The organism is Paraburkholderia sp. RL18-101-BIB-B, assembly GCF_046026985.1.
GTDB lineage: Bacteria > Pseudomonadota > Gammaproteobacteria > Burkholderiales > Burkholderiaceae > Paraburkholderia.
Window position 1 is genome coordinate 89249 of the sequence record NZ_JARESV010000007.1, and the last position, 22075, is coordinate 111323.

Below are 22075 nucleotides of genomic sequence, written 5' to 3' on the forward strand. Positions count from 1 at the left end.
ACATTATACGATGCCCAAGCGGCCCACTGACCACCCCGCCGACGCAGCTTCGGCACGGAATTTGTCGCCGGCTTCAAAGCCGGCTGTTCCGGTTCTCCCGCCTTCGCCAGACACGCCGACACCACTGCTCGGCAATCTGACGCCGTCGCAATTCATGCGCCGCTACTGGCAAAAAAAGCCGCTGCTGATTCGCCAGGCGATCCCGAACGTCGAGGCGCCATTGTCGCGCGACGAATTTTTCGAACTGGCCGATCAGGACGAAGTCGAAGCACGCCTGATCACGCATTTCCGCAATAAATGGCAGATGGAGCACGGGCCATTCGCACCTGACGAACTGCCGTCGGTGAAGCAACGCGCATGGACGCTCCTCGTGCAAGGCGTGGATCTCTACGACGATCGCGCGCGGGCTTTGCTGGATCGTTTCCGCTTCGTGCCGGACGCGCGACTCGACGATCTCATGATCTCGTATGCAAGCGACGGCGGCGGCGTAGGGCCGCACTTCGATTCCTACGATGTGTTTCTTTTGCAAGTAAAAGGCAAGCGCCGTTGGCGTATCAGTGCGCAGGAAGATCTGACACTGCAAGCCGATTTGCCTTTGAAAGTTTTACAGAATTTCCAGCCCGAAGAGGAATGGCTGCTCGAACCGGGCGACATGCTGTACCTGCCGCCGCACATCGCGCACGACGGTATCGCCGAAGGCGAATGCATGACCTGTTCGATCGGTTTTCGCGCCCCTTCCGCGGGCGAATTGACCGCGCAGTTCCTCTATCATCTGGCGGAGCGCGGCGAGTCGGCGGGCCAGCCAAGCGCGCTTTATCGCGATCCGCAGCAACCTGCCGTCGAGCATCCGGCCGAGCTGCCCGCGGCGTTGGTCGATAGAGTTGGCGCAATCCTTGCTGGCGTCAAATGGAATGAGCAGGATATTGCGTCGTTCCTTGGCACGTATCTCAGCGAACCCAAGCCGAGTGTCGTCTTTGATCCGCCGCAAAGGCCGCTTAATGAAGCCCGTTTCATCAGTCAGGCATCGAAGTCAGGCATTCGGCTGGACCGCAAGACTAATTTGTTGTACAACCGCCGTTTTTTCTTCGTAAATGGAGAGGAAACGTCATTTAATGGCGCAAAAAAGTGGTTGTTTGACCTCGCAAATCAGCGGTGCATGAGTGCGAAACGCTTTGTAACACTCTCAGACGATTCGTCGGTGACAGCACGGCTACACGAGTGGTATTGTGCGGGCTGGATACAAGTGGGCGAGCTTGCGTAACTCTGCCTGCCTGCTATACCGTACAGTGAAATTTTGTATGAGAAAGACAACGTATTGACCCCGGATTTATGGATTGTCAGTACGAAAGTGCATATAATTTCCGCCCAAGCCGTAGGGAAGATTCGAGCTCGTCAAAAGAGCTTCTCCGCCAGCGGCCCAGGTCGGTGTTGGAGCACATTACCGGTTTTATTTTGCGCTGTTGCTTACCTTTAAACCATAAAAGGACGTGATCATGAAGAAATCCCTCCTCGTAGCATCCCTGTTGGCAGCTGTGGCACTGGCTGCATGCAACAAGAGCAACGACCAAGCCGCTGCCCCGGCTAGCGACGCAGCTGCTGCTTCGGCACCGGCTGCCGCAGCTTCGGATTCGGCTGCTGCTGCTTCGGGTGCTGCTGCTGCTGCGAGCGACGCTGCTGCTTCGGCTACGACCGCTGCTTCGGACGCAGGCGCTGCTGCTTCGGACGCTGCCGCTTCGGCTGCTGCTCCGGCTTCGGGCGCAAGCCAGTAAGCTGTCGCATAGGGTTTCGCCTCTCGGCGAAAACTGCATCGGGAAATCATCGCGATTTCCCGATGCAGTAAAGCAAAACGCCACGGATTCACATTCGTGGCGTTTTGTCATTTAGGCGCCGCTTTTTACAGCGGCGTCGATTGCTTCTAATCAGCCTGTTGCGCCGGCGCGGCGTTCTCTTCGAAGAACTCGCGCACGACCTCGATCTCACGGGTGCGTTTGAATGGCGGCAGGCTCTGCCATATACGGCGCCCATACGGTTTGTCGACGAGACGTGTATCGCAGATCATCAGCACGCCGCGATCGGTCTCAGCGCGAATCAGGCGGCCTGCGCCCTGCTTCAGTGTGATCACGGCCTGCGGCAACTGATGCACGGCGAATGGGCTCAAGCCTTTCTTGGTTAGCGCATCGAGTCGCGCCGACAGCACCGGATCGTCGGGCGGCGCAAACGGCAGCTTGTCGATCACCACCAGCGACAATGCGTCGCCGCGCACGTCCACGCCTTCCCAGAAGCTCTGGCTGCCCACCAGAATCGCATTGCCATAGGAACGGAAGCGCTCCAGCAACTCGGTGCGGCTCGCATCACCTTGCACGAGCAGCGGATAGTCCCAGCCGCGCGCTTCGATCGTATCGCGCAGCTTGGCCGAGATGCGGTCCACCGCGCGCAGTGTCGTGCACAACATGAAAACGCCGCCACCCGATGCTTCGATCGCCGGCAACGCGGCGTCGAACACTGCGTCGGTGAACATCGGCGAGGACGGCTGCGGCAAATTGCGCGGCACGTACAGCAGCCCCTGCGTCGGATAGTCGAAGGGACTGGGCAGCGTCATCGAACGTTTCGCGTTCAGGCCCATCTGCGCGGCATAGTGCGTGAAATCGCCGCGCACCGACAGCGTGGCCGACGTGAAGATCCATGCGCGCGGCACGCCGGCGCGCTGCTTCGCGAAGATCGGCGCGACCGACAACGGCGTTTCGTGCAACTGCACCGTATGCGAGAAGACTTCGATCCAGCGCACCTTTTCGTTCGGGTCGGCGCGCTCGGTTTTGCCGTCCGCAGAGGCGGCGTCAGCGGCTTCGCGCTCGGTCTGCGTGGGCGGCGTGGTCCAGCCGGCAAGCACGCCTTGCAGTTCGCGTGCGCGGCGCAAACACGCGCCGATCGATTCCGCTCGCTCGGCCTGACCCGCCAGCGCGGACGCCAATGCACCGAGTTCGGTTTCGAGCGTTTCGAGCGCGGGGAACAACGGGTGATCGTCAGGCAACTGGCCGATCGACAAGCGCACCGTGTCTTCCTTGAAGGCAAGCCGCACATCGCGCGCGGCGCGCTCGAGCGTCGCGCCGAGCTTGACCCAGTCGACCGTTTCACGCGCATGCCCTAAACCTTCGGCCACCGAATCGCGAGCGAGCTCGAGAAACTGCGTGGTCGAAAGCGTCTCGCCGAAGAACAGCGTGGCTGTCTCGGGCAGCTGATGCGCTTCGTCGAAGATGATGGTGTTGGCGGTGGGCAGCAACTCAGCCATGCCCGTATCGCGCAGCATGATATCGGCGAAAAACAGGTGGTGATTCACCACCACGATATCCGCCTGCTGCGCCTCGCGGCGCGCCTGCATTACAAAGCAGTCCTTGTAATGCGGACACTCCTGGCCGAGACAGTTTTCACGTGTGGACGTGACCATCGACCACACCGCGGCCGTTTCAGGCACGCTCGCCAGTTCGGCCTTGTCGCCGGTGCGCGTGATCTTCGCGAAGCGCACGATATCCTGCAGATACGAGGTTTCCTGGCGCGACGGCAGACGGCCGTTATCCGCGGTGCGCTGCAAATAGTAGTGGCACAGGTAATTCGCACGCCCCTTGAGCATGGCGACCGACACCGGCACTGCGAGCGCATCGCGCACGGTCGGAATGTCGCGCTGAAAGAGCTGATCCTGCAGATGCTTCGTGCCGGTGGAGACGATCACCTTGCCACCCCACAGCATGGCCGGCACCAGATACGCATAGGTCTTGCCAGTGCCCGTACCGGCTTCGACGATCAGCGTGTTTTCGCTGCCGTCGAGGCCGCCCGATTCCGCGCCCTCAGCGGCTTCGGCGGTGGCGCCGGTGCCTATCCCCTGCAGACGCCGCGCCGGACGCTTCTGCGCCTCGAACATGGCCGGCTCGGGCATTGCGCGGCCCGACGCTTCCATGGCGGCGGCGACGGCGCGCGACATTTCGATCTGCGACGCGCGCGAGCGATACCCGTCGATCTGACGGGCCAGCAAACCGTTCTCAGCGAAGATCTCGTCCAGTTCGACGACGCGGCGCGGATTGAGCGACGCGCTCAGTGCGGACGCGGCGGGACGCGGCGCCGGTGTAGCGGCTCCTGATGCGTCGTCGCCCGGCGTGGCACGGGATGAAGTTTCAAGCGGTGAATTCAAGGCAAGCGTTTCCTGCAAAGTCCGGCTCGCGCGGCGCGCGCCCGGCGCCTGCCAGGCCGCGAACTCAGGCGCGTGCGTCCGGTTCGAGCTGCAACTGCAGCAAGATGATGGTGTCCTTGACTTTGAGTTTGCGCTTTTTCAGGCGCTGCAACTCGAAGTCGTCGATGCCGGGCACATCCGACATTCGGTCGATCAACCGATCGAGCCCACTATGCTCCGATTCCAGTTGCAGAATGCGGTCGCGCAGTGTGTCCGCGTTGATGACGTGATGTTGATCCCGCATGCTCGCCTCCTCTCGTCGATGGTGCGGGCTACGTGTGCAGCCCGCTACCTGAGGTTGCTGTCCGGCTTAAAACGCACTACGGCGGCTACGGCCCTGTCACGCACGCTCAGGGCCCATTCAGCACGCTTACTGCTGTTGTTGTTGCTGCTGCTTTTGCTGCTCTTCCTGTTGCTGCTGTTTCAACGCGTCCTGACGCTTCTGCTCGGCTTTCTCGGCCGCCTGTTTCTGACGCGCCTCCACGTCGGCCTTGTGCTGCGCCGCGTCCGCCTGCTTCTTCTCGAAGCTCTGCTGCTTCTGCACGCGCTCCTGCGCCTTCTGCGCGCCTTGCGCACGCGCCTCGTCGAGCTTGCGCTGGAAGTCGCCCTGCTTTTGATCGTACGCCTGCTGGTTGGCGGCAGCCTGCGACGGGCTGATGCCGCGCTGCGCCTGATCCAGCGCATGCTGACGCTGCTTCTCCTGATAGGCCTGCGCATTCGCGCTGCGCTGCGGCGCTTCGGCGGCGCGCTGCGCCTGATCGAGCTGATGCTGACGCTGCTTGTCTTCGTAAGCCTGGGCGTTGCGCGCGTCGTCGGCGGCACGCTGCGGCGCGCTCGCTTCGTCCTGCGCGCGCTTGATCGCGGCCTGCTCGTCACGCACACGGGCGCGCTGCGTGCGCTGTTCGCCGTCGAGCGCGAGCTGTTCCTTGCGAATGTCGGCCTGCACCGAGCGCATGCTGTCGCGCGCCTTGTTCAGGCAATAGTTGACGAAGAACTTGCTATAGCAGTCGTGTTCCGCAATGCCGTAGCGGTAGTTGTTCTCCTCGGTGCGCTGATCCAGGACTTTTTGCCGTGCGTCGAAATCGCTTTCCGGCGCTGCCGCGTTGCCGGCGTTGTCCATGCCCTCGGCGTTCGTGGCGCCCTGCGCCTTCGTCGCGCTCATAGCCTGTTCGCCCGATGCGGCGGCCGGCGCCAAGGCGCCTGCGGGCCGCGCGGCGCTGCTGCTCGCCGGCGTCACGGATTGCGCCACGGCCGGCGCAGACATGGCCAGCGCGGCGGCCAGCACACACGACGCGCACGACGCGAAAAACATCCCATTGGAGAGGAACGTGGACCTGAACACGGAGCGCGGCGCCGACACGAGCGAGGTGCGCGGCGAACGAGACAAACCCGGCGACAAAAACGGCGGCAATTGTGACAGGCGAGAGACCAAGCGGGAGCCCAGGCGGTTGAGGGACAAGGAGATCGGCAACGTCGTAGAGGGTCAACGGAACATGCCCGAAATTCTATCACCCTGCGGTTGAGCCCTTTTGCATTTATGGCAAAATGCCCCGCTCCAGCAACCTGGTCGCAGCGCGCACGCCCGGCCTGTCCCGACGTGCCCCACGTGCCCTCACGTAGCGTCAGCGCGCGACCCCCGAACTGAGTCCGCAGGAACACCAAGACCTTATGACGGAAACCGTAGCACTCAAGATCGTACAGCGCATCGCCGCCGAACTGTCCGTCCAGCCGCGCCAGGTCGCGGCCGCGGTGCAACTTCTCGACGAAGGAGCGACTGTTCCGTTCATCGCCCGCTACCGTAAGGAAGTGACCGACAATCTCGACGACACGCAACTGCGCAACCTCGAGGAACGCCTGCTGTATCTGCGCGAGCTGGAAGACCGCCGCGCCGCGATCATCGTCAGCATCGACGAACAGGGCAAGCTCACCGACGAGCTGCGCGCCGCGATCGAAGGCGCCGACAGCAAACAGGTGCTGGAAGACCTGTATCTCCCGTACAAGCCGAAGCGCCGCACGCGCGCGCAGATCGCCCGCGAAGCCGGCCTGCAGCCGCTTGCAGACGCGCTCCTGGCCAATCCCCTGCTCGACCCGCAAACCGAAGCCGCCGCCTACGTGGACGCCGAGAAAGGCGTCGCCGACGTGAAGGCCGCGCTCGACGGCGCGCGCGACATTCTCTCGGAACAGTTCGGCGAAACGGCCGAGTTGCTGGGCAAGCTGCGCGATTACCTGTTCAACCAGGGCGTGGTGTCGTCGAAAGTGGTGGAAGGCAAGGAAAACGCCGAGGAAGAAAAATTCCGCGATTACTACGACTACGCGGAAACCATCCGCACCGTGCCGTCGCATCGCGCGCTGGCGCTGTTCCGCGGCCGCAACGCGGGCGTGCTGATGGTCAAGCTGGGCCTCGGCGAAGAACTCGACGCGCAGGTGCCGCATCCGGGCGAAGCGCTGATTGCGCGCCACTTCGGCATCGCCAACCAGAATCGTCCGGCCGACAAATGGCTTTCCGACGTGTGCCGCTGGTGCTGGCGCGTGAAGGTGCAGCCGCACATCGAAAACGAGCTGCTGACCAATCTGCGCGACGAAGCCGAGCATGAAGCGATCCGTGTGTTCGCGCGCAATCTGAAAGACTTGCTGCTCGCCGCGCCGGCCGGGCCGAAGGCCGTGATCGGCCTCGATCCGGGCATGCGCACCGGTGTGAAAGTCGCGGTGGTCGATCGGACCGGCAAGGTGCTCGCCACCGACGTGATCTATCCGCACGAGCCGCGCCGCGACTGGGACGGCTCGATCGCGAAACTCGCGCGCATCTGCGCGCAGACGCAGGCTGAACTGATCAGCATCGGCAACGGCACGGCGTCGCGCGAAACGGACAAGCTCGCGAGCGAACTGATCGCGCGTCATCCGGAATTCAAGCTGCAGAAAATTGTCGTGTCCGAAGCCGGCGCGTCGGTGTACTCCGCCTCCGAACTCGCGGCGAAGGAATTCCCCGACATGGACGTGTCGCTGCGCGGCGCGGTGTCGATTGCGCGCCGTCTGCAGGACCCGCTCGCCGAGTTGGTGAAGATCGAGCCGAAGGCGATCGGCGTCGGCCAGTATCAGCACGACGTGAATCAGCGCGAACTGGCCCGTTCGCTCGATGCGGTGGTCGAAGACTGCGTGAACGCGGTCGGCGTGGACGCGAATACGGCCTCCGTCGCCCTGCTCGCCCGCGTCTCGGGTTTGAACGCCACGCTGGCGCGCAACATCGTCGACTATCGCGATGCGAACGGTCCGTTCCCGTCGCGCGAGCATCTGCGCAAGGTGCCGCGTCTGGGCGACAAGACCTTCGAACAGGCAGCCGGGTTCCTGCGCATCAATAACGGCGAGAATCCGCTCGACCGCTCGTCGGTTCACCCGGAAGCGTATCCGGTCGTCGAACGCATGCTGGCGAAGATCAGCAAGCATGTCGGTGAAGTACTGGGCAATCGCGAGGCATTGCGCGGTCTGTCGCCCGCGGAATTCGTCGACGATCGTTTCGGCCTGCCGACCGTGCGCGACATTCTGCTCGAACTCGAAAAGCCGGGCCGCGATCCGCGTCCCGAGTTCAAGACCGCGACCTTCCGCGAAGGCGTCGAGAAGGTCAGCGATCTGACGCCGGGCATGGTGCTCGAAGGCGTCGTGACAAACGTGGCGGCGTTCGGCGCGTTCATCGATATCGGCGTACATCAGGACGGTCTGGTGCACGTGTCGGCCATGTCGACGAAGTTCATCAAGGACCCGCATGAAGTCGTCAAGGCCGGCCAGATCGTCAAGGTGAAGGTGCTGGAAGTCGACGTGAAGCGTCAGCGTATTGCCTTGACGATGCGGATGGATGACGAGGTCGGCGCGGCAACGGCGCGCAGCGGTGGCGGCGCCCAGCAGGATCGCGGCGGCGCGGGCCGCTCAGGCGGCGGTGGACGCGGCGCGCAGCAACAGCGCTCGCGCGAGCCGGAAGCGGGCGGCGCAATGGCGGCTGCGTTCGCCAAGCTCAAGCAGAAGTAAGTTTGCTGCTTTTAGGGCGCGTGATTCGCTCACGCGCTGGTTGAGCTTGTTGAGCGCGCGCATTGCTCGATCGATCAAGCTCCAAACAAAAAGCCCACGCATTCGCGTGGGCTTTTTTGTTTGCGCCCTGCATGGGGGCGCTTGAAAATCAGCGGCAGCCGTCAGATCTCGATCTTCGTCCCCAACTCCACCACCCGATTAGCCGGAATACTAAAGAAGTCCGTCGGCTTCGCGGCATTCTGATGCATCCATGCGAACACACGTTCGCGCCACACCGACATGCCCGGCAGTTGCGTCGGCACCACCGTTTCGCGCGCGAGGAAGAACGACGTGTCCATCATCTCGAAGGTCATGTCGCGCGTGCGGCCGACTTCGAGCAGGACCGCCTTCACGTCCGGCGTTTCGTTGAAACCGTAGGCCGCCTTGACGAGATACAGGCCGCCGTCGATATCCTTGACCGTCACACGCTCCGAGTCGTTCACGTACGGAATATCGCGCGTCACGAAGGTCAGGAAGATGGTGCGCTCGTGCAGCACCTTGTTGTGCTTCAGGTTGTGCAGCAGGCTCACCGGCACGAGCGAATCGCTGCCGGTCAGATAGATCGCCGTGCCCGACACGCGATGTGGCGGATGCGCGAGCAATCCCTGCAGGAACGGCATGAGCGGGATACCGTCGGCGGCCGTGCGCTCCTTCACGATCATGCGGCCCTTGAACCAGGTCATCAGCAGGAAGAACAGCAACGCGCCGATGCCGAGCGGCAACCACCCGCCTTCTTCGACCTTCAGCAGGTTGGCGCCGAAAAATCCTAGATCGACCGTCATGAACACGCCGATGATCAGCGCCACCAGCAGCTTGTTCCAGTTCCACACGTTCACCATCACGACGCAGGCGAGAATCGTGGTGATCACCATGGTGGCCGTCACCGCGATACCGTATGCGGCCGCGAGATTATCCGAACTCTTGAAGGCAATCACGATGCATAGAATGATGAACAGCAGCATCCAGTTCACCACCGGCACATAGATCTGGCCGATCGCCAGCTCCGATGTGTGCAGGATCTTCATGCGTGGCACATAGCCGAGCTGGATTGCCTGGCTCGTCAGCGAATAGGCGCCGGAAATCACGGCCTGCGAGGCGATCACGGTCGCGACGGTCGAGAGCACGACCAGCGGCAACAAGGCCCAGTCCGGTGCGAGCAGGAAGAACGGATTTTCGATGGCCTTCGGATCGTGCATCAGCAGCGCGCCCTGGCCGAAGTAGTTCAGCACCAGCGAAGGCATCACGAGGAAATACCACGCCATGCGGATCGGCTTGGCACCGAAGTGGCCCATGTCGGCGTACAGCGCTTCCGCGCCGGTCAGCACCAGTACGACCGAGCCTAGCACCACGTAGGCCTGCAGCACGTGCGCGGCCATGAAGGTGTAAGCGTAATACGGGTTCAGCGCACGGATCACATTCGGCGACTGCAGGATATGCCACAGGCCGAGCACCGCGAGCACCGCGAACCACAGCACCATGATCGGACCGAACAGACGGCCGACCATCGCCGTGCCGTGCCGTTGAATCCAGAACAGCAGCACTAGGATCACCATCGTGAGCGGCAGCACCAGATGCGACAGATGGGGCGCTGCGATCTCCAGACCCTCGACCGCCGAGATCACCGAAATGGCCGGCGTGATCACCGCGTCGCCGTAGAACATACAGGCGCCGAAGATGCCGAGCATCACCAGCAAGCCGGCCATTTTCGACTTCTCGTCGAGCGAGCGCAGCGCCAGCGCCATCAACGCGAGCACACCGCCCTCGCCGTTGTTGTCCGCGCGCATCACGAACAACACATATTTGATACCGACCACGATCACGATCGCCCAGAACAGCAGCGAGATCACACCCAGGATTGATTGATCGGTCAGCGGAATGCCGTGAGACGGGCTAAAGGCTTCTTTCAGCGAGTACAACGGGCTCGTGCCGATATCGCCGAACACCACTCCGATCGCAGCGAGAGCGAGGGAAGGCAGAGGCTGTTTGTGCACGTGATTGTTATCTGTCATAAACGCGAGGAAATCCGTTCCCTGAGCGGAAAAACGACCGCCATTCTAAACTGCCAGCATGGCGCCGCTCGGCTTGTTGTGGATACACCACGTGATCGTCCGCGCAGTGTAGCACTGCGATATGAGCGCGTCTGCTGCACGAGCCGCATTGCCGGCATCGTCAATGCGCGGTTTGCGATGCGGGCGCGCACGGCCCACACATAAAAAAACGGAGCCCGATGGGCTCCGTTTTGCGAGACTACGCGGGGTACGGCGCAGGGTACGACGCAACACGTTCAGCGCCGTCTTGCGCATCACTCCCCCGACGACTCCTGCGCTTGCTGCATGCCGCGCTTGATCCACGCACCGAGGTTATGCGGACGCACCGTGTCCCATTCCTCGAACGGTTGATGGATCCACGGATTAGTGGGCAGATACTGCACGTGGTAATCGGGCTTCACCTTCGAGCAGCCCTTGTACCAGAGCACCGCCGAACGCACCGCGGTGATCGCCGGATAACGCTCTTTCAGATGCTGCTGAACACGCGCGAGCGTCACGCCCGAATCGACCAGATCGTCGACCAGCAACACGTTGCCGTGCAACTCGCCACGCGTCATTGTGATGTATTGCGCTATGTCGAGCTCGCCCTGCTCCGTGCCGGCTGCTTCACGATACGAACTCGTGGCAAGAATCGCCAACGGCAGATCGTAAATGCGCGAGAGCTGATCGCCGACGCGCAGACCGCCGCGCGCGAGGCACAGGATCTTGTCGAACTTCCAGCCGGACTCGTGCACCTGCAACGCCAGCAATTCGATCAGCCGGTGATACTCGTCCCAGCCGACCCACAGGTTCTTGTCATCGTTGCGCGGATCTTTCATCGCAATCATGGGCACACCTTGCACCATGGCTTAAACCTTGAACGGATGACGAAGCAGAATCGTTTCGTCGCGATCCGGACCAGTCGACACCATGTCGATCGGAATGCCAGCGACTTCCTGCACACGCGACAGATAAGCGCGCGCATTCGCGGGCAGCTTGTCCCATTCCTTGATGCCGACGGTGCTTTCCTTCCAGCCCGCGAAGGTTTCGTACACCGGCTCGCAGCGCGCGACTTCCGACGAGCCGCGCGGCAGCAGGTCGACGTGTTTGCCGTCGACCGTGTAGCCGACGCACAGCTTCACTTCGTCGAGACCGTCGAGCACGTCGAGCTTGGTCATGCACAGACCCGACACGCCGTTGATCTGGATCGAGCGGCGCAGCGCGGCGACGTCGAGCCAGCCGGTGCGGCGCGGACGGCCGGTGACCGAGCCGAATTCTTTGCCGACGGTCGCCAGTTCGAGGCCGATCGCTTCCTGACGGGCGGCGTTATCCGCGTCGTACAGTTCGCTCGGGAACGGGCCCGAACCGACGCGCGTGCAGTACGCCTTGGTGATGCCGAGAATGTAGTTCAGCTTTTGCGGACCGACGCCCGCGCCCGCCGTGGCCGCACCCGCCACGCAGTTGCTCGACGTGACGTACGGATACGTGCCGTGGTCGATGTCGAGCAGCGTGCCTTGCGCGCCTTCGAACAGCAGGTTGCTGCCGGCCGCGTTCGCGTCGTACAGACGGCGCGACACGTCGGTGACCATTGGCTTCAGACGGTCGGCATAGCTGAGCATCGTGTCGAGCGTTTGCTGGAAGTCGACAGCGGCGACGCCCAGGTATTGCGTCAACACGAAGTTGTGATAGTCGAGGTTTTCACGCAGACGTTCGGCGAAGATCTCCGGCTCGAACAGGTCCTGCACGCGCAAACCGCGGCGCGCCACCTTGTCTTCGTAAGCCGGGCCGATGCCGCGGCCGGTGGTGCCGATCTTGCCCGCGCCACGGCGCGCTTCGCGGCCCTGGTCGATGGCGATGTGATACGGCAGGATCAGGGTGGTGGCTTCGGAAATGAAGAGGCGATTCTGGACATCGACCCCGGCGGCTTCGAGCTCGCCGATTTCCTTGAACAGCGCTTCCGGCGACAACACGACGCCATTGCCGATGTAGCACGCGACGCCGGGATGCATGATGCCCGACGGAATCAGACGCAAGATGGTTTTCTTGCCGCCGATGATGAGCGTGTGACCGGCATTGTGACCGCCCTGGAAGCGAACGACGCCTTGAGCGTGGTCCGTCAGCCAGTCGACGATCTTGCCCTTGCCCTCATCACCCCACTGGGTTCCCACGACGACGACGTTACGCCCGGGGTTCACATTCACTGCGCTGGCAGACATGTTGTTTCGTAAGCTGGTTAAAAACGTATTCTACCTATGTTCGCGGAACCTTCCGAATTTTTCCGTTTCCGCTCAACGGTATGCACGTTATGTTGGGTATTGCGAAAGTAGCGCGGCCGGTGGCCGCGCAGCGTTTTAACCGCACGTTCGACGCCGTCCGACGTGCCCTGGCGATCGCCCTCGGGCGGGTCCGCGGAACGCGCTCAGGCGCGCGGTTCGACGACCCAATTTCCGTTGCGCTCGACCAACACGCGGTCGAACGCGAATTCGTCCAGATCGTGTTCGTGGCCGGGCAGCGCCTGAATCACCACTTCGCCGGCATCGCGCAACGCGGCGACGCTCACGCGCAGTGCTTCGTCGTGCTGCCAAGGCGCGAGAATCGCGCTGCTGCGCGCTTCGACCGGCGAAATCCGCGCCACTTCGCGCAGATCGAGCGAAAAGCCGGTGGCCGCCCGCGCACGGCCGTACGCTTGGCCCACGTGGTCGTACCGGCCGCCGCGCGCCACCGCGTTCGGCACGCCGTCCACATACGCCGAGAACATCACGCCGCTGTGGTAAGCATAGCCGCGCAGATCGGCGAGATCGATCATCACTTCGGCGCCGTCGACCTGGCTCGCGAGGAACGCGAGGTCGTCGAGCGCGCGGGCGATGGCCGGCGCGTTCGGCAAGCGCGCACGCGCTTCCTCGAGCACCGAGGCGTCGCCGTACAGCGTGGGCAGTGCGCGCAAGGCGTCGCGGATCACCGGCGTGAGGTTGGCCGTCAGTTCGACGAGGCGCGGCACGTCCTTGCCCGCCAGCGCGTCGTAGAGCGACTGCCCGAGTTCGGCCGCGGCCGGCTCGGCTTCGATCAAGGCGGCGAGCACGCCCGCGTGGCACAGATCGAGGCGCACTTTCGCGAGACCGGCCAGACGCAGCGCGTCGAGCATCAGTTGCTGGATTTCCAGGTCCGCTTCGAGGCCGGCGTGTCCGTAAATTTCCGCGCCGATCTGGATCTGCTCGCGCGTGGCGTGCAGGCCGCGCGGACGCGTATGCGCCACGTTGCCCGCATAGCAAAGACGCGTCACCCCTTGGCGATTCAGCAGATGCGCGTCGATGCGCGCGACCTGCGGCGTGATGTCCGCGCGCAGACCGAGCGTGCGCCCGGACAATTGATCGACCAGTTTGAAGGTCCGCAGATTCAGATCGTGTCCACCGCCCGTCAGAAGCGACTCGATGTACTCGAGCAGCGGCGGCATGACCATCTCGTAGCCGTACGAGCGGAAACGGTCCAGCAAATGCCGCCGCAATTCTTCGATCTTGCGGGCTTCCGACGGCAGCACGTCGGCGATATTCTCGGGAAGTAACCAGGTCGACATCGATACAGTCCTACGACGTTGAACACGGCGGCTGGGTGCGCCGGTAAGTGAGTGTGAATGGCGGGCGGCGGCTCGATTTTGGCGGCCATCGCGGGCGTCCGGATTGCCTGCAACGACCGCATCCGGCTTTCGGGCGCAGGGCGATGCACTACGCGGCGTTCAGGCCGCGGCAGACGAAGGCGGCTGGTTGCTTGCGGCCGCGGGGCAATGACCCGCGCCGCCGCCAGGCCGCGACGCCATCGACAAAACAGGCCCCATCAAGTCACGATAAACAGCAGGACCAGCCCGAGCACCATCACGATCAGGCCGCCCACGCGAATCTGATGCGGCGGCCGTTCCGCTATCTTACGGAACGTGTCGCGCCAGGCGCTCGGAAAAACGAAGGGAAACATTCCCTCGATAATCAGCATCAACGCGATCGCGAGCAGTAACGAGCCGGCTATATCCATGCGAATTAAAGGGCCGCGATGCGGGTGCCGCGGCGTTCCGGTTATCAGGGTTTGCGCGGGACCGCGGGAGCGTCCGGGGCGGCGCCGCCGGTCGGGCTACGCATGAAGCGAAAGAACTCGTTGCTCGGGTCGACCACGATCACGTCGCCCGGCTTGAAGGTGTTCTTGTATGCCTGCATGCTTTGATAGAACTGGTAGAACTGCGGGTCGCTGCCGTAAGCGTCGGCGGCGATTTGCGCTGCCTTCGCATCGCCCTCGCCCTTGATGGTCTGCGCCTGGCGATAACCGTCCGCGAGAATCGCCTGTTGCCGGCCGACCGCGCCTTCCTTGATCTTGTCGGCTTCGGCGGTGCCCTTCGTGCGTTCATCCGCTGCGACCTGCTGGCGCGCGGCGATCATGCGCTTGTAGACGGAGTCGGCCATCGACGCGGGGAAATCGACGCGCGTCAACTGCACATCGACCACCGACACGCCGAGCGATGCCGCGGCCTTGTCCATTGCGGCGCGCGCTTCGTCGGCGACGGCCTGCTGCCTCGCGAGCGCGTCGGACAGCGTGACTTTCGCGAATGCATCGCCGAGCGCGCTGCGCGACAGCAACGCGAGCCGGTCCGGCAGGCTCTGCGCATCGCCGCGGGTTTCGGCGAGCAGCTTGAGCGGATCGGTCACGCGGTATTTGAGGACCGGGTTGGCCAGCAGATCGATCTTGTCGGACGTCACGTAACGGTCTTCGTCCGGTGCGTCGAGCGACTGGATGCGGTTATCGACCAGCGTGACGGTTTGCAACGGCGGCGGCAATTTCACATGCAGGCCGGGGCCGAGCAGGCTCGGCGCCTCGTCGCCATGCGAGGACAGCACCGCCATGTGACGCTGATCGACGACGAACACCATCGACGAAGCAGCGAACAGCACGATGACGACAGCCACGACGAGCGCAATGATCTTGTTCATGATGTGCGCTCCTTATTGAACGTCGTCTTCGCGCATACGGCTGCGGAAGGAGTCGCGTGAACGCAGCGCGTCGCTGCTGGCTGCGGCCTGGCTGGCCGGTGCGGCAGCCGCGGCAGGTGCCGAGGCCGCAGGGCCGGTTGCAGAGGCAGACGGTGTAGCCAACGGCGATGCGGCACTTCTCGCCGCTTGCGGCGCGGCAGCGGCAGCGGCCGCGGCGCCGGCAGTGCCGCCCGATGCGGCAGCAGCGTCGGCGACCCGCTGGCGGGTCTGCTCGACCAGTTTGTCGAGCGGCAGATACAGCACGTTGTTGCTGCTCTTGCTGTCCACATACACCTTGGTCGTATTCGAATAGATCTGCTGCATGGTTTCCAGGTACAAGCGCTCGCGAATCACAGCCGGCGCTTTCGAGTACTGCGCGTAGACCTGCTTGAAGCGCTCGGCGTCGCCTTGTGCCTGGGCCACTGTCTTGTCGCTGTAGGTTTTCGCTTCGTCGATCTGGCGCGCCACGTCGGCCTGCGCGCGTGGCAGAAGATCCGCGGCGTAGGCTTCGGCATCGCGCTTGGCGCGCTCGTTTTCCTGACGGACTTTGGCGGCGTCGTCGAAGGCGGCTTGCACCCGGTCGGGCACCTGCACGCCCTGGATCGTCACGCCGGTCACGGCGAGTCCGGACTGGTATTCATCCAGGGATTGCTGGATCGCCGCCATCAGCTGCTGGCGAATTGTTTCGCGATCCTGATAGAGGATGTCATTGGTGCTGCGCGCGCCGACGATGCTGCGCACCGCCGCCTGGCCAGCCTGCATCACGCCCTGATCGGGATCGACGCTGCGAAACAGGTAGTCGGTCGGCTTGCGCACCTGGTATTGCACGGCGAAGCGCACGTCGACGATATCCGCGTCGTGCGTAAGCATCGACGCGTCTTTCACATTCGCGAGACGCACCACGTTATTGCGGCCGATCTCGACCTGGCGGATCTGGCCGATATTGACGAGCTCATGCGCTTCGAACGGATACGGCAGACGCCAATGCACGCCCTGCCCCGCCGTGTAGCGATACTTGCCGAACTGCATCACGACGCCGGCCTGACCGTCCTGCACGACGAACACACCGCTGCCGAGATAAATGGCCAGCAGCACGCCGATCACGATGCCCACGCCAATGCGCGCGCCGCGACCGTTGTCCGGACGGCCACCGCCGGCACCGCCGCCCTTGCGGCCGAACACGCGGCTCAACCGGCGGTTGAAATCGCGCCACATCTCATCGAGATCGGGCGGGCCTTCACCGTCCTTGGTCGGCGGACGCTTGGGCTCGTTTGGACGTTGCCGGTCGCCATTGCCTTCTCCCCGGCCCCAGCGCGGATCGTTCAGTGACAGCATGGCGCGCATGCGCAGCCAGATACTCCGCTCGTTGTAATCGTTCACCTGTGTTCGTTCACCAGAGTAGACAGCGGGTCAGTGCAATTGGAACGGGTCAATGCCCGAATTCTGAGACCTTATGGTCGTCGCGTGGTGCTGCCGCCCGGTCTTCTTCCGAGAGATCGACCAGCGTTTCGGAAAGAGGTTCGGCAGTTGCGATTTCAGCGATGGCAGCGCGCAGTGTGTCCAGCCCTTGCCCCGTGCGCGCGCTCAAAAAGACGCGCGAAATATTACCATACTCGTCCCTCTCAACCGCGTCCCCACGGGCCGCCAACTCCGGCACCGCGTCGATCTTGTTGAATACCAGCACCTGCCGGATCGTGTCTGCACCGATTGCGTGCAACACCTCGTTCACCTGATCGATCTGGTCGAGCCGCACCGCGCTCGATGCATCGACCACGTGCAGCAGCAGATCGGCGTGAATGGTTTCCTCGAGCGTGGCGCGAAACGCCGCCACCAGTTGGTGAGGCAGTTCGCGGATGAAACCGACCGTATCCGACACCACCACCTGCCCCGCTTCGTCGCCGAGATAGACGCGCCGCGAGGTGGTGTCCAGCGTCGCGAACAACTGGTCGGCGGCGTACGCCTGGGCCTTGGTGAGCGCGTTGAAGAGCGTGGATTTGCCCGCGTTCGTATAGCCGACGAGCGATACGGACATGGTCTGATTGCGGCTGCGCGCGCGGCGCTGCGTGCCGTGCTGACGGCGCAATTTCTCGAGCCGCGTCTTGAGCGCCTTGATGCGCTCGCCGATCAAACGGCGGTCGGTTTCGAGCTGCGTTTCGCCAGGGCCGCGCAAACCGATACCGCCTTTTTGCCGTTCCAGGTGGGTCCATGCGCGGATCAGTCGCGTCGACAGATACTGCAGCTGCGCGAGTTCCACCTGCAGCTTGCCTTCATGGCTGCGGGCGCGCTGCGCAAAGATGTCGAGGATCAGACTCGTGCGATCGATCACGCGCCGATTAAGCGCCTGCTCCAGATTGCGCTGCTGCGCAGGCGCCAGAGCGTGATTGAAAATGACGAGTTCGATGTCGTTCGCCTCACACGCAAGGCGCAGTTCTTCGGCCTTGCCGCTGCCGACGAACATCTTGGCATCGGGGCTGGACCGGCGCCCGGTGAGGGTGACTAAGGGATTCGCGCCCGCGCTTTGCGCGAGCAGGCTGAGTTCTTCTAGGCTGGCTTCGAAATCGATCTTACCGAAGTCGATGCCGACAAGCGCTGCATTGATCAAATTGGAGGGTATCAAAATGAGGCGGCCGGGAGTAATCGCCAACGGGCGACGTTACGCCGGCCGCGACGGGGGTTAGGACTGTTCAGAATCCGGGTGGAAATTCACCGGACGGGCTGGCACGACTGTCGAGATTGCGTGCTTGTAGACCATCTGGGTGACCGTATTCCGGAGCAACACGACGTACTGGTCGAACGATTCAATGTTCCCTTGAAGCTTGATGCCGTTGACCAGGTAGATCGACACCGGCACATGCTCTTTACGCAGTGCGTTCAAAAACGGGTCTTGTAACAATTGCCCTTTGTTGCTCATAGCAAACTCCGTATTTTTTTGCAGGTTGACTTAATTGACGAGGAAGAAAAAGAGATCCACCGTCAACCGCTACACTATAGCCGATTTTCATTTTTGCGCGAGAGACCTGGCCAGGCGGCCAAAGCCAGCACACACGCGGGTTTCAGCCTGAATCTAGCCTTTGTCCGCGTAAGGGTTCGTCGACGATCTGAACTCTATGCGCAATGGAGTCCCAGTCAGCTTGAAAGTTTCCCGGAAGCGGTTTTCCAGGTACCGTTTGTATGTTTCGGTGATCGCGTCGAGCGCGTTGCCGTGAATCACGATGATCGGCGGGTTCTGGCCGCCCTGGTGCGCGTAACGCAGTTTCGGGCGCACCGGACCACGGCGGCGCGGCTGCTGGAATTCCACGGCATCGATCAATGCGCGCGTGAGCTTCGGCGTCGGCAGCTTGGCCATGGCGGCTGCGTAGGCGTCGTCGACGGAGCGCATCAACGGGCCGATCCCTGTTTTTTCCGCGGCGGAAATGAAATGGAATTTGGCGAAGTCGAGAAATTTTAGTTTGCGCTCGAGGTCCGCCTTGGTGCGCTCGCGCACATGCGGATCGAGACCGTCCCACTTGTTCACGCCCACCACCAGCGCGCGGCCCTGTTCCACCACGAAGCCGGCAATGTGCGCGTCCTGCTCCGAAATGTCCTGGCGCGCGTCGAGCAGCAGGATCACGACGTTGGCGTCGGAGATCGACTGCAGCGTCTTCACCACCGAGAATTTCTCGATCGCTTCGAACACTTTGCCGCGGCGGCGCAGACCGGCGGTGTCAATCAGCGTGTACGGCTTGCCACCGCGTTCGAAATCGACGTAGATCGAATCGCGCGTGGTGCCCGGCATGTCGAACGCGATCACGCGCTCTTCGCCCACCAGCGCGTTGATCAAAGTCGACTTGCCGACATTCGGACGGCCGACGATCGCGATCTTCACGCCGCGCGTGGCTTTCTCGTCGTCGTTTTCTTCAGGCTGACCGGCGTAGGCGACTTCGAGCGCCTCGTTGATCATTTCGGTGACACCGTCGCCGTGCGCCGCGGAAATCGCGCGCGGGTCGCCCAAGCCGAGTTCGTAGAAGTCGGCGGCGACGGTGGTGTACTTCATGCCCTCCGCCTTGTTGACGACGAGGAAAATCGGCCGGCCGACCTTGCGCAGATAGTCGGCGATCGATTTGTCCTGCGGCGCGAGGCCATTGCGGCCGTCGACGATGAACACGACGATGTCCGATTCCTCGACCGCCTGGCGGGTTTGACGCGCCATTTCGTGCAGGATGCCGTCTTTCGCGACCGGTTCGAAACCGCCGGTGTCGACGACCAGATACGGCCGCTCGCCGGTGCGCCCTTCGCCGTAATGGCGATCGCGCGTGAGACCGGGCAGGTCGGCAACCAGCGCGTCACGCGAGCGCGTGAGCCGGTTGAACAGCGTGGATTTCCCCACATTGGGGCGCCCAACAAGGGCAATAACGGGTTTCATCAGATGTTGTTCACGGTGAAACGCGGGATCGAAATCGACCGCCCGCGTAGCGACGCCATGCGGCCGCTACACGGCAGCGTTTGACGAAAATTATCACGAATTCGGCCAGCCCCGGATGTGCTGTCAATATGCGCACCCGGGCGGACGGGGGTTTGGCTGTATGGGCGGCGCCATGGGGCCGCCAGGTTCAGTCTTTACTGCTCGACGGCTCGCACGCCAGTTCGAATACGATTCTTTGCGGTACGTGCGGGGATGCCGCCGAAGGTGGTGCCGCAAGCAACCACCGATGGCCACGTGGGCCCGTGCGCCATGTCTGATCCGACTTGCCGGACCAGCCAGTCCGGCGAATTCTTCTGCTCACTCTGCCCTGCAACTACAACTCAAACGGAAAACTCGACAAAAACGCGTGCGGCCGGCGAAGCCGGCCTGCACGCCAGACGGCGATTGCCTCGCGCGATCAGCGCGGGCGGTAGCCGTACAGATCGCCGTCGTGCGTCAGCACCACCAGCGTTTCGCCGGCGAGCACCGGCGCCGCGGTAATCGGGCTGCCGTCGGTCTTCACGCGCGCGACGAGCGTACCGTCGTCGCGGGACAGGAAGTGCACGTAACCCTGATAGTCACCCAGTACCGCGGCGTGACCCAGAATGAACGGCACGCTCAGGTCGCGGTTCTTCAGCTTGTCGTTCTTCCACAGCGGCGCGCCGCTGCTAACGTCGAACGCCGATACCACCGACCAGTCGTCCGCCGCGACCACGGCGCTGTCATCCTGCGCCAGACCGCTCGTGCTGGAGAACGCCTTTTCCCACACAGCGCGGCCCGAGTTCGCGTCGAAACACCCAATCTGGCCCTGGAACGTCACAGCGCAGGTTTCCGAGCCGACCAGCGTGGGCGGACCGGTCACGTCGTTGATACGCTCCACTTCCGTCACGCCCTTCGGATAGGACACCGGCGTTTGCCAGTAGTTGTCGCCCGTTTGCAGGTTGATCGCCGCGAACGCGCCGCCCGGGAAACCGGCCAGCACCGCCGCGTCGCCCGCGAACGTCATACCCGACGACACGCGCAGATTGAGCGGCACCGCGCGATTGCGGTAGTTCCACTTCTGCTCGCCGGTTTGCGCGTTGAACGCGACGATCTGACCGTCGACCGTACGCACCACCACGAGGCCGTTGCCGACGAGCGGCGGCGAAATGATCTCGCCCGGCGCCTTGGCGGTCCACAGTTGCTTGCCGTCCGCGCCGAGCACGTAGACGTCGCCCTTCAGGCCGCCGACCGCCGTGAGCGTGCCGTCGCTGCCGACACCTGCCGAGAGGTCGTCGTGCAGCTTGACGCGCCAAACGTCCTGACCGGTCTGCGCGTCGATCTTCGCAACCGAACCGTTTGCGCCAGCCGCGTACACCGCATTGCCGACCGCAACCGGCGAGAACAGGTAACGCCCTGCCTTACCGACGCTCGCCTTCCAGGCCTGCTGCACGTCGAGCACGGGTTTGAACTCGGTGAGCGGCGTCGGCACGCGGCGCTCGTCTTTCGTGGATGAGCAAGCCGCCATGGTGAGCACGGTCATCGCACAGGCAACGGGCACAGCGTAACGTTTCAGCAGATTCATCGGTGGACGAAGCATTCAGGAAATTAATTAAAGGAGACCGGTTGGTCGTCGCATGCGGCGCTGATTGTGGCGCTCATATGCGGCGATCAGCCGCCCAGCGCGTCCAGCTTGAACTGAATCAACTGGCGTGCCGAACTATCGTTTTTCGACAACGAGTCGAGGGCCAGCTTGTAGGCCGCGCGCGCATCGTCGCGCTTGCCTTGAGCGGCGAGCAGATCGCCGCGGCCGTTCGCCACGATGCCTTTGAACGCGTCGGACTGCGGTTCGGCGAGCAGCGCGAGGCCCTGGTCGTAAGCCTTGTCGTCGAGCAGCAGCGAAGCGAGGCGCAGCTTGGCGATCTGCTTGAACTCGTCATCTTTCGCGTGATCGATGGTCCATTGCAGTTGCGCCTTCGCGGCAGCTTCGTCGCCGGCGGCGTACAGCGCCTTCGCGGCGCCCAGCGCGGTCATCTGCGCATACGCGGTGCGGCTGAACTTGTCTTCCATGTCGGTGGCGACGCGCGTAATCTTCGCCTTGTCGCCCGATGCCACGGCTTGCTGCACCTGGTCATACAGCACGGCGGCTTCCGCCGCCTCGCGCCGCTGCCAGAAATTCCAGCCGTTCCAGCCGGCCGCGGCCACCAGCGCCACCAACACGATCCATGTGGTTGCATTGCCCCACTGCGCCCACCATGCCTTCAGACCTTCAATCGATTCTTGTTCGTCGTGGTAACTCATTGCCCGGCGATTTCCTCTTTCTTGCTACGTGTGCGTGTCGAACCCG

General features: G+C 63.1%; 19 protein-coding genes. 4 read left to right on the forward strand and 15 right to left on the reverse strand.

Going from position 1 to position 22075, the window contains the following annotated elements:
- Positions 1–10: 10 nt before the first annotated feature.
- Together P0D73_RS13605 and P0D73_RS13610 are read left to right on the forward strand one after the other, a co-directional pair.
- Entirely contained in the window at positions 11–1261 is a 1251-nt protein-coding gene (locus P0D73_RS13605; protein WP_408176177.1) for a JmjC domain-containing protein, read from the forward strand.
- A gap of 232 nt (positions 1262–1493) precedes the next feature.
- Positions 1494–1769, forward strand: a complete 276-nt coding sequence (locus tag P0D73_RS13610; RefSeq protein WP_083772052.1) for a hypothetical protein — start codon at positions 1494–1496, stop codon at positions 1767–1769.
- Between the two features lie 146 nt (positions 1770–1915).
- Here P0D73_RS13610 and yoaA read toward each other — a convergent pair whose 3' ends face one another.
- From yoaA to P0D73_RS13625, 3 genes are all read right to left on the reverse strand, one after another.
- Positions 1916–4180: a DNA repair helicase YoaA gene (gene yoaA, locus P0D73_RS13615; protein WP_408431656.1), complete on the reverse strand. Its 2265-nt coding sequence runs from the start codon at positions 4178–4180 to the stop codon at positions 1916–1918.
- A 64-nt stretch (positions 4181–4244) separates the two neighbouring features.
- The gene (locus tag P0D73_RS13620) at positions 4245–4463 is read right to left on the reverse strand and encodes a DUF465 domain-containing protein (RefSeq protein ID WP_408175893.1); all 219 of its coding nucleotides are present in this window, start codon (positions 4461–4463) and stop codon (positions 4245–4247) included.
- 126 nt (positions 4464–4589) lie between these two features.
- Positions 4590–5456: a hypothetical protein gene (locus P0D73_RS13625; RefSeq protein WP_408176175.1), complete on the reverse strand. Its 867-nt coding sequence runs from the start codon at positions 5454–5456 to the stop codon at positions 4590–4592.
- Between P0D73_RS13625 and P0D73_RS13630 the strand changes: the two genes are divergently transcribed.
- Together P0D73_RS13630 and P0D73_RS13635 are read left to right on the forward strand one after the other, a co-directional pair.
- A complete protein-coding gene (locus P0D73_RS13630) occupies positions 5338–5742 on the forward strand; it encodes a hypothetical protein (RefSeq protein WP_408176195.1) in 405 nt (134 codons plus the stop codon). The two genes, P0D73_RS13625 and P0D73_RS13630, sit on opposite strands and share 119 nt — an antisense overlap.
- 145 nt (positions 5743–5887) lie before the next feature.
- A complete protein-coding gene (locus tag P0D73_RS13635) occupies positions 5888–8236 on the forward strand; it encodes a Tex family protein (protein WP_408175891.1) in 2349 nt (782 codons plus the stop codon).
- A gap of 161 nt (positions 8237–8397) precedes the next feature.
- Here P0D73_RS13635 and P0D73_RS13640 read toward each other — a convergent pair whose 3' ends face one another.
- From P0D73_RS13640 to P0D73_RS13695, 12 genes are all read right to left on the reverse strand, one after another.
- Complete coding sequence (locus P0D73_RS13640; RefSeq protein ID WP_408175890.1) at positions 8398–10284, reverse strand: potassium transporter Kup; 1887 nt, start codon at positions 10282–10284, stop codon at positions 8398–8400.
- A 293-nt stretch (positions 10285–10577) separates the two neighbouring features.
- A complete protein-coding gene (locus P0D73_RS13645; RefSeq protein ID WP_168794484.1) occupies positions 10578–11168 on the reverse strand; it encodes a phosphoribosyltransferase in 591 nt (196 codons plus the stop codon).
- Positions 11169–11171: 3 nt separating this feature from the next.
- A complete protein-coding gene (locus tag P0D73_RS13650) occupies positions 11172–12518 on the reverse strand; it encodes an adenylosuccinate synthase (RefSeq protein WP_132373867.1) in 1347 nt (448 codons plus the stop codon).
- Positions 12519–12721: 203 nt separating this feature from the next.
- Positions 12722–13873 carry an ATP phosphoribosyltransferase regulatory subunit gene (locus P0D73_RS13655; protein ID WP_408175889.1) on the reverse strand — a complete coding sequence of 384 codons (1152 nt, stop codon included), beginning with the start codon at positions 13871–13873 and terminating at the stop codon, positions 12722–12724.
- Between the two features lie 257 nt (positions 13874–14130).
- The gene (locus tag P0D73_RS13660) at positions 14131–14322 is read right to left on the reverse strand and encodes a DUF2065 domain-containing protein (protein ID WP_408313416.1); all 192 of its coding nucleotides are present in this window, start codon (positions 14320–14322) and stop codon (positions 14131–14133) included.
- Between the two features lie 44 nt (positions 14323–14366).
- Positions 14367–15269: a protease modulator HflC gene (hflC, locus tag P0D73_RS13665; protein WP_408431659.1), complete on the reverse strand. Its 903-nt coding sequence runs from the start codon at positions 15267–15269 to the stop codon at positions 14367–14369.
- Between the two features lie 12 nt (positions 15270–15281).
- The gene (gene hflK, locus P0D73_RS13670; RefSeq protein ID WP_408282699.1) at positions 15282–16688 is read right to left on the reverse strand and encodes an FtsH protease activity modulator HflK; all 1407 of its coding nucleotides are present in this window, start codon (positions 16686–16688) and stop codon (positions 15282–15284) included.
- Between the two features lie 49 nt (positions 16689–16737).
- Complete coding sequence (gene hflX, locus P0D73_RS13675) at positions 16738–17925, reverse strand: GTPase HflX (protein ID WP_132373863.1); 1188 nt, start codon at positions 17923–17925, stop codon at positions 16738–16740.
- A 57-nt stretch (positions 17926–17982) separates the two neighbouring features.
- A complete protein-coding gene (gene hfq, locus P0D73_RS13680; RefSeq protein ID WP_006051315.1) occupies positions 17983–18219 on the reverse strand; it encodes an RNA chaperone Hfq in 237 nt (78 codons plus the stop codon).
- 153 nt (positions 18220–18372) lie between these two features.
- A complete protein-coding gene (gene der / locus P0D73_RS13685) occupies positions 18373–19710 on the reverse strand; it encodes a ribosome biogenesis GTPase Der (RefSeq protein WP_408175885.1) in 1338 nt (445 codons plus the stop codon).
- Between the two features lie 457 nt (positions 19711–20167).
- The gene (gene bamB, locus P0D73_RS13690; protein ID WP_408282704.1) at positions 20168–21313 is read right to left on the reverse strand and encodes an outer membrane protein assembly factor BamB; all 1146 of its coding nucleotides are present in this window, start codon (positions 21311–21313) and stop codon (positions 20168–20170) included.
- A gap of 86 nt (positions 21314–21399) precedes the next feature.
- A complete protein-coding gene (locus P0D73_RS13695; protein WP_408175882.1) occupies positions 21400–22029 on the reverse strand; it encodes a YfgM family protein in 630 nt (209 codons plus the stop codon).
- Positions 22030–22075: the final 46 nt, after the last annotated feature.

Bases quoted from the DNA above. Each gene is read 5' to 3' on its own strand.
- der (WP_408175885.1), bottom strand. From the start codon at position 19,710: ATGAAACCCGTTATTGCCCTTGTTGGGCGCCCCAATGTGGGGAAATCC.
- P0D73_RS13635 (WP_408175891.1), top strand. From the start codon at position 5,888: ATGACGGAAACCGTAGCACTCAAGATCGTACAGCGCATCGCCGCCGAA.
- P0D73_RS13610 (WP_083772052.1), top strand. From the start codon at position 1,494: ATGAAGAAATCCCTCCTCGTAGCATCCCTGTTGGCAGCTGTGGCACTG.
- P0D73_RS13640 (WP_408175890.1), bottom strand. From the start codon at position 10,284: ATGACAGATAACAATCACGTGCACAAACAGCCTCTGCCTTCCCTCGCT.
- P0D73_RS13650 (WP_132373867.1), bottom strand. From the start codon at position 12,518: ATGTCTGCCAGCGCAGTGAATGTGAACCCCGGGCGTAACGTCGTCGTC.
- P0D73_RS13695 (WP_408175882.1), bottom strand. From the start codon at position 22,029: ATGAGTTACCACGACGAACAAGAATCGATTGAAGGTCTGAAGGCATGG.
- P0D73_RS13655 (WP_408175889.1), bottom strand. From the start codon at position 13,873: ATGTCGACCTGGTTACTTCCCGAGAATATCGCCGACGTGCTGCCGTCG.
- hflC (WP_408431659.1), bottom strand. From the start codon at position 15,269: ATGAACAAGATCATTGCGCTCGTCGTGGCTGTCGTCATCGTGCTGTTC.
- P0D73_RS13660 (WP_408313416.1), bottom strand. From the start codon at position 14,322: ATGGATATAGCCGGCTCGTTACTGCTCGCGATCGCGTTGATGCTGATT.
- P0D73_RS13605 (WP_408176177.1), top strand. From the start codon at position 11: ATGCCCAAGCGGCCCACTGACCACCCCGCCGACGCAGCTTCGGCACGG.
- P0D73_RS13645 (WP_168794484.1), bottom strand. From the start codon at position 11,168: ATGGTGCAAGGTGTGCCCATGATTGCGATGAAAGATCCGCGCAACGAT.
- hfq (WP_006051315.1), bottom strand. From the start codon at position 18,219: ATGAGCAACAAAGGGCAATTGTTACAAGACCCGTTTTTGAACGCACTG.
- P0D73_RS13620 (WP_408175893.1), bottom strand. From the start codon at position 4,463: ATGCGGGATCAACATCACGTCATCAACGCGGACACACTGCGCGACCGC.
- P0D73_RS13630 (WP_408176195.1), top strand. From the start codon at position 5,338: ATGCCCTCGGCGTTCGTGGCGCCCTGCGCCTTCGTCGCGCTCATAGCC.
- bamB (WP_408282704.1), bottom strand. From the start codon at position 21,313: ATGAATCTGCTGAAACGTTACGCTGTGCCCGTTGCCTGTGCGATGACC.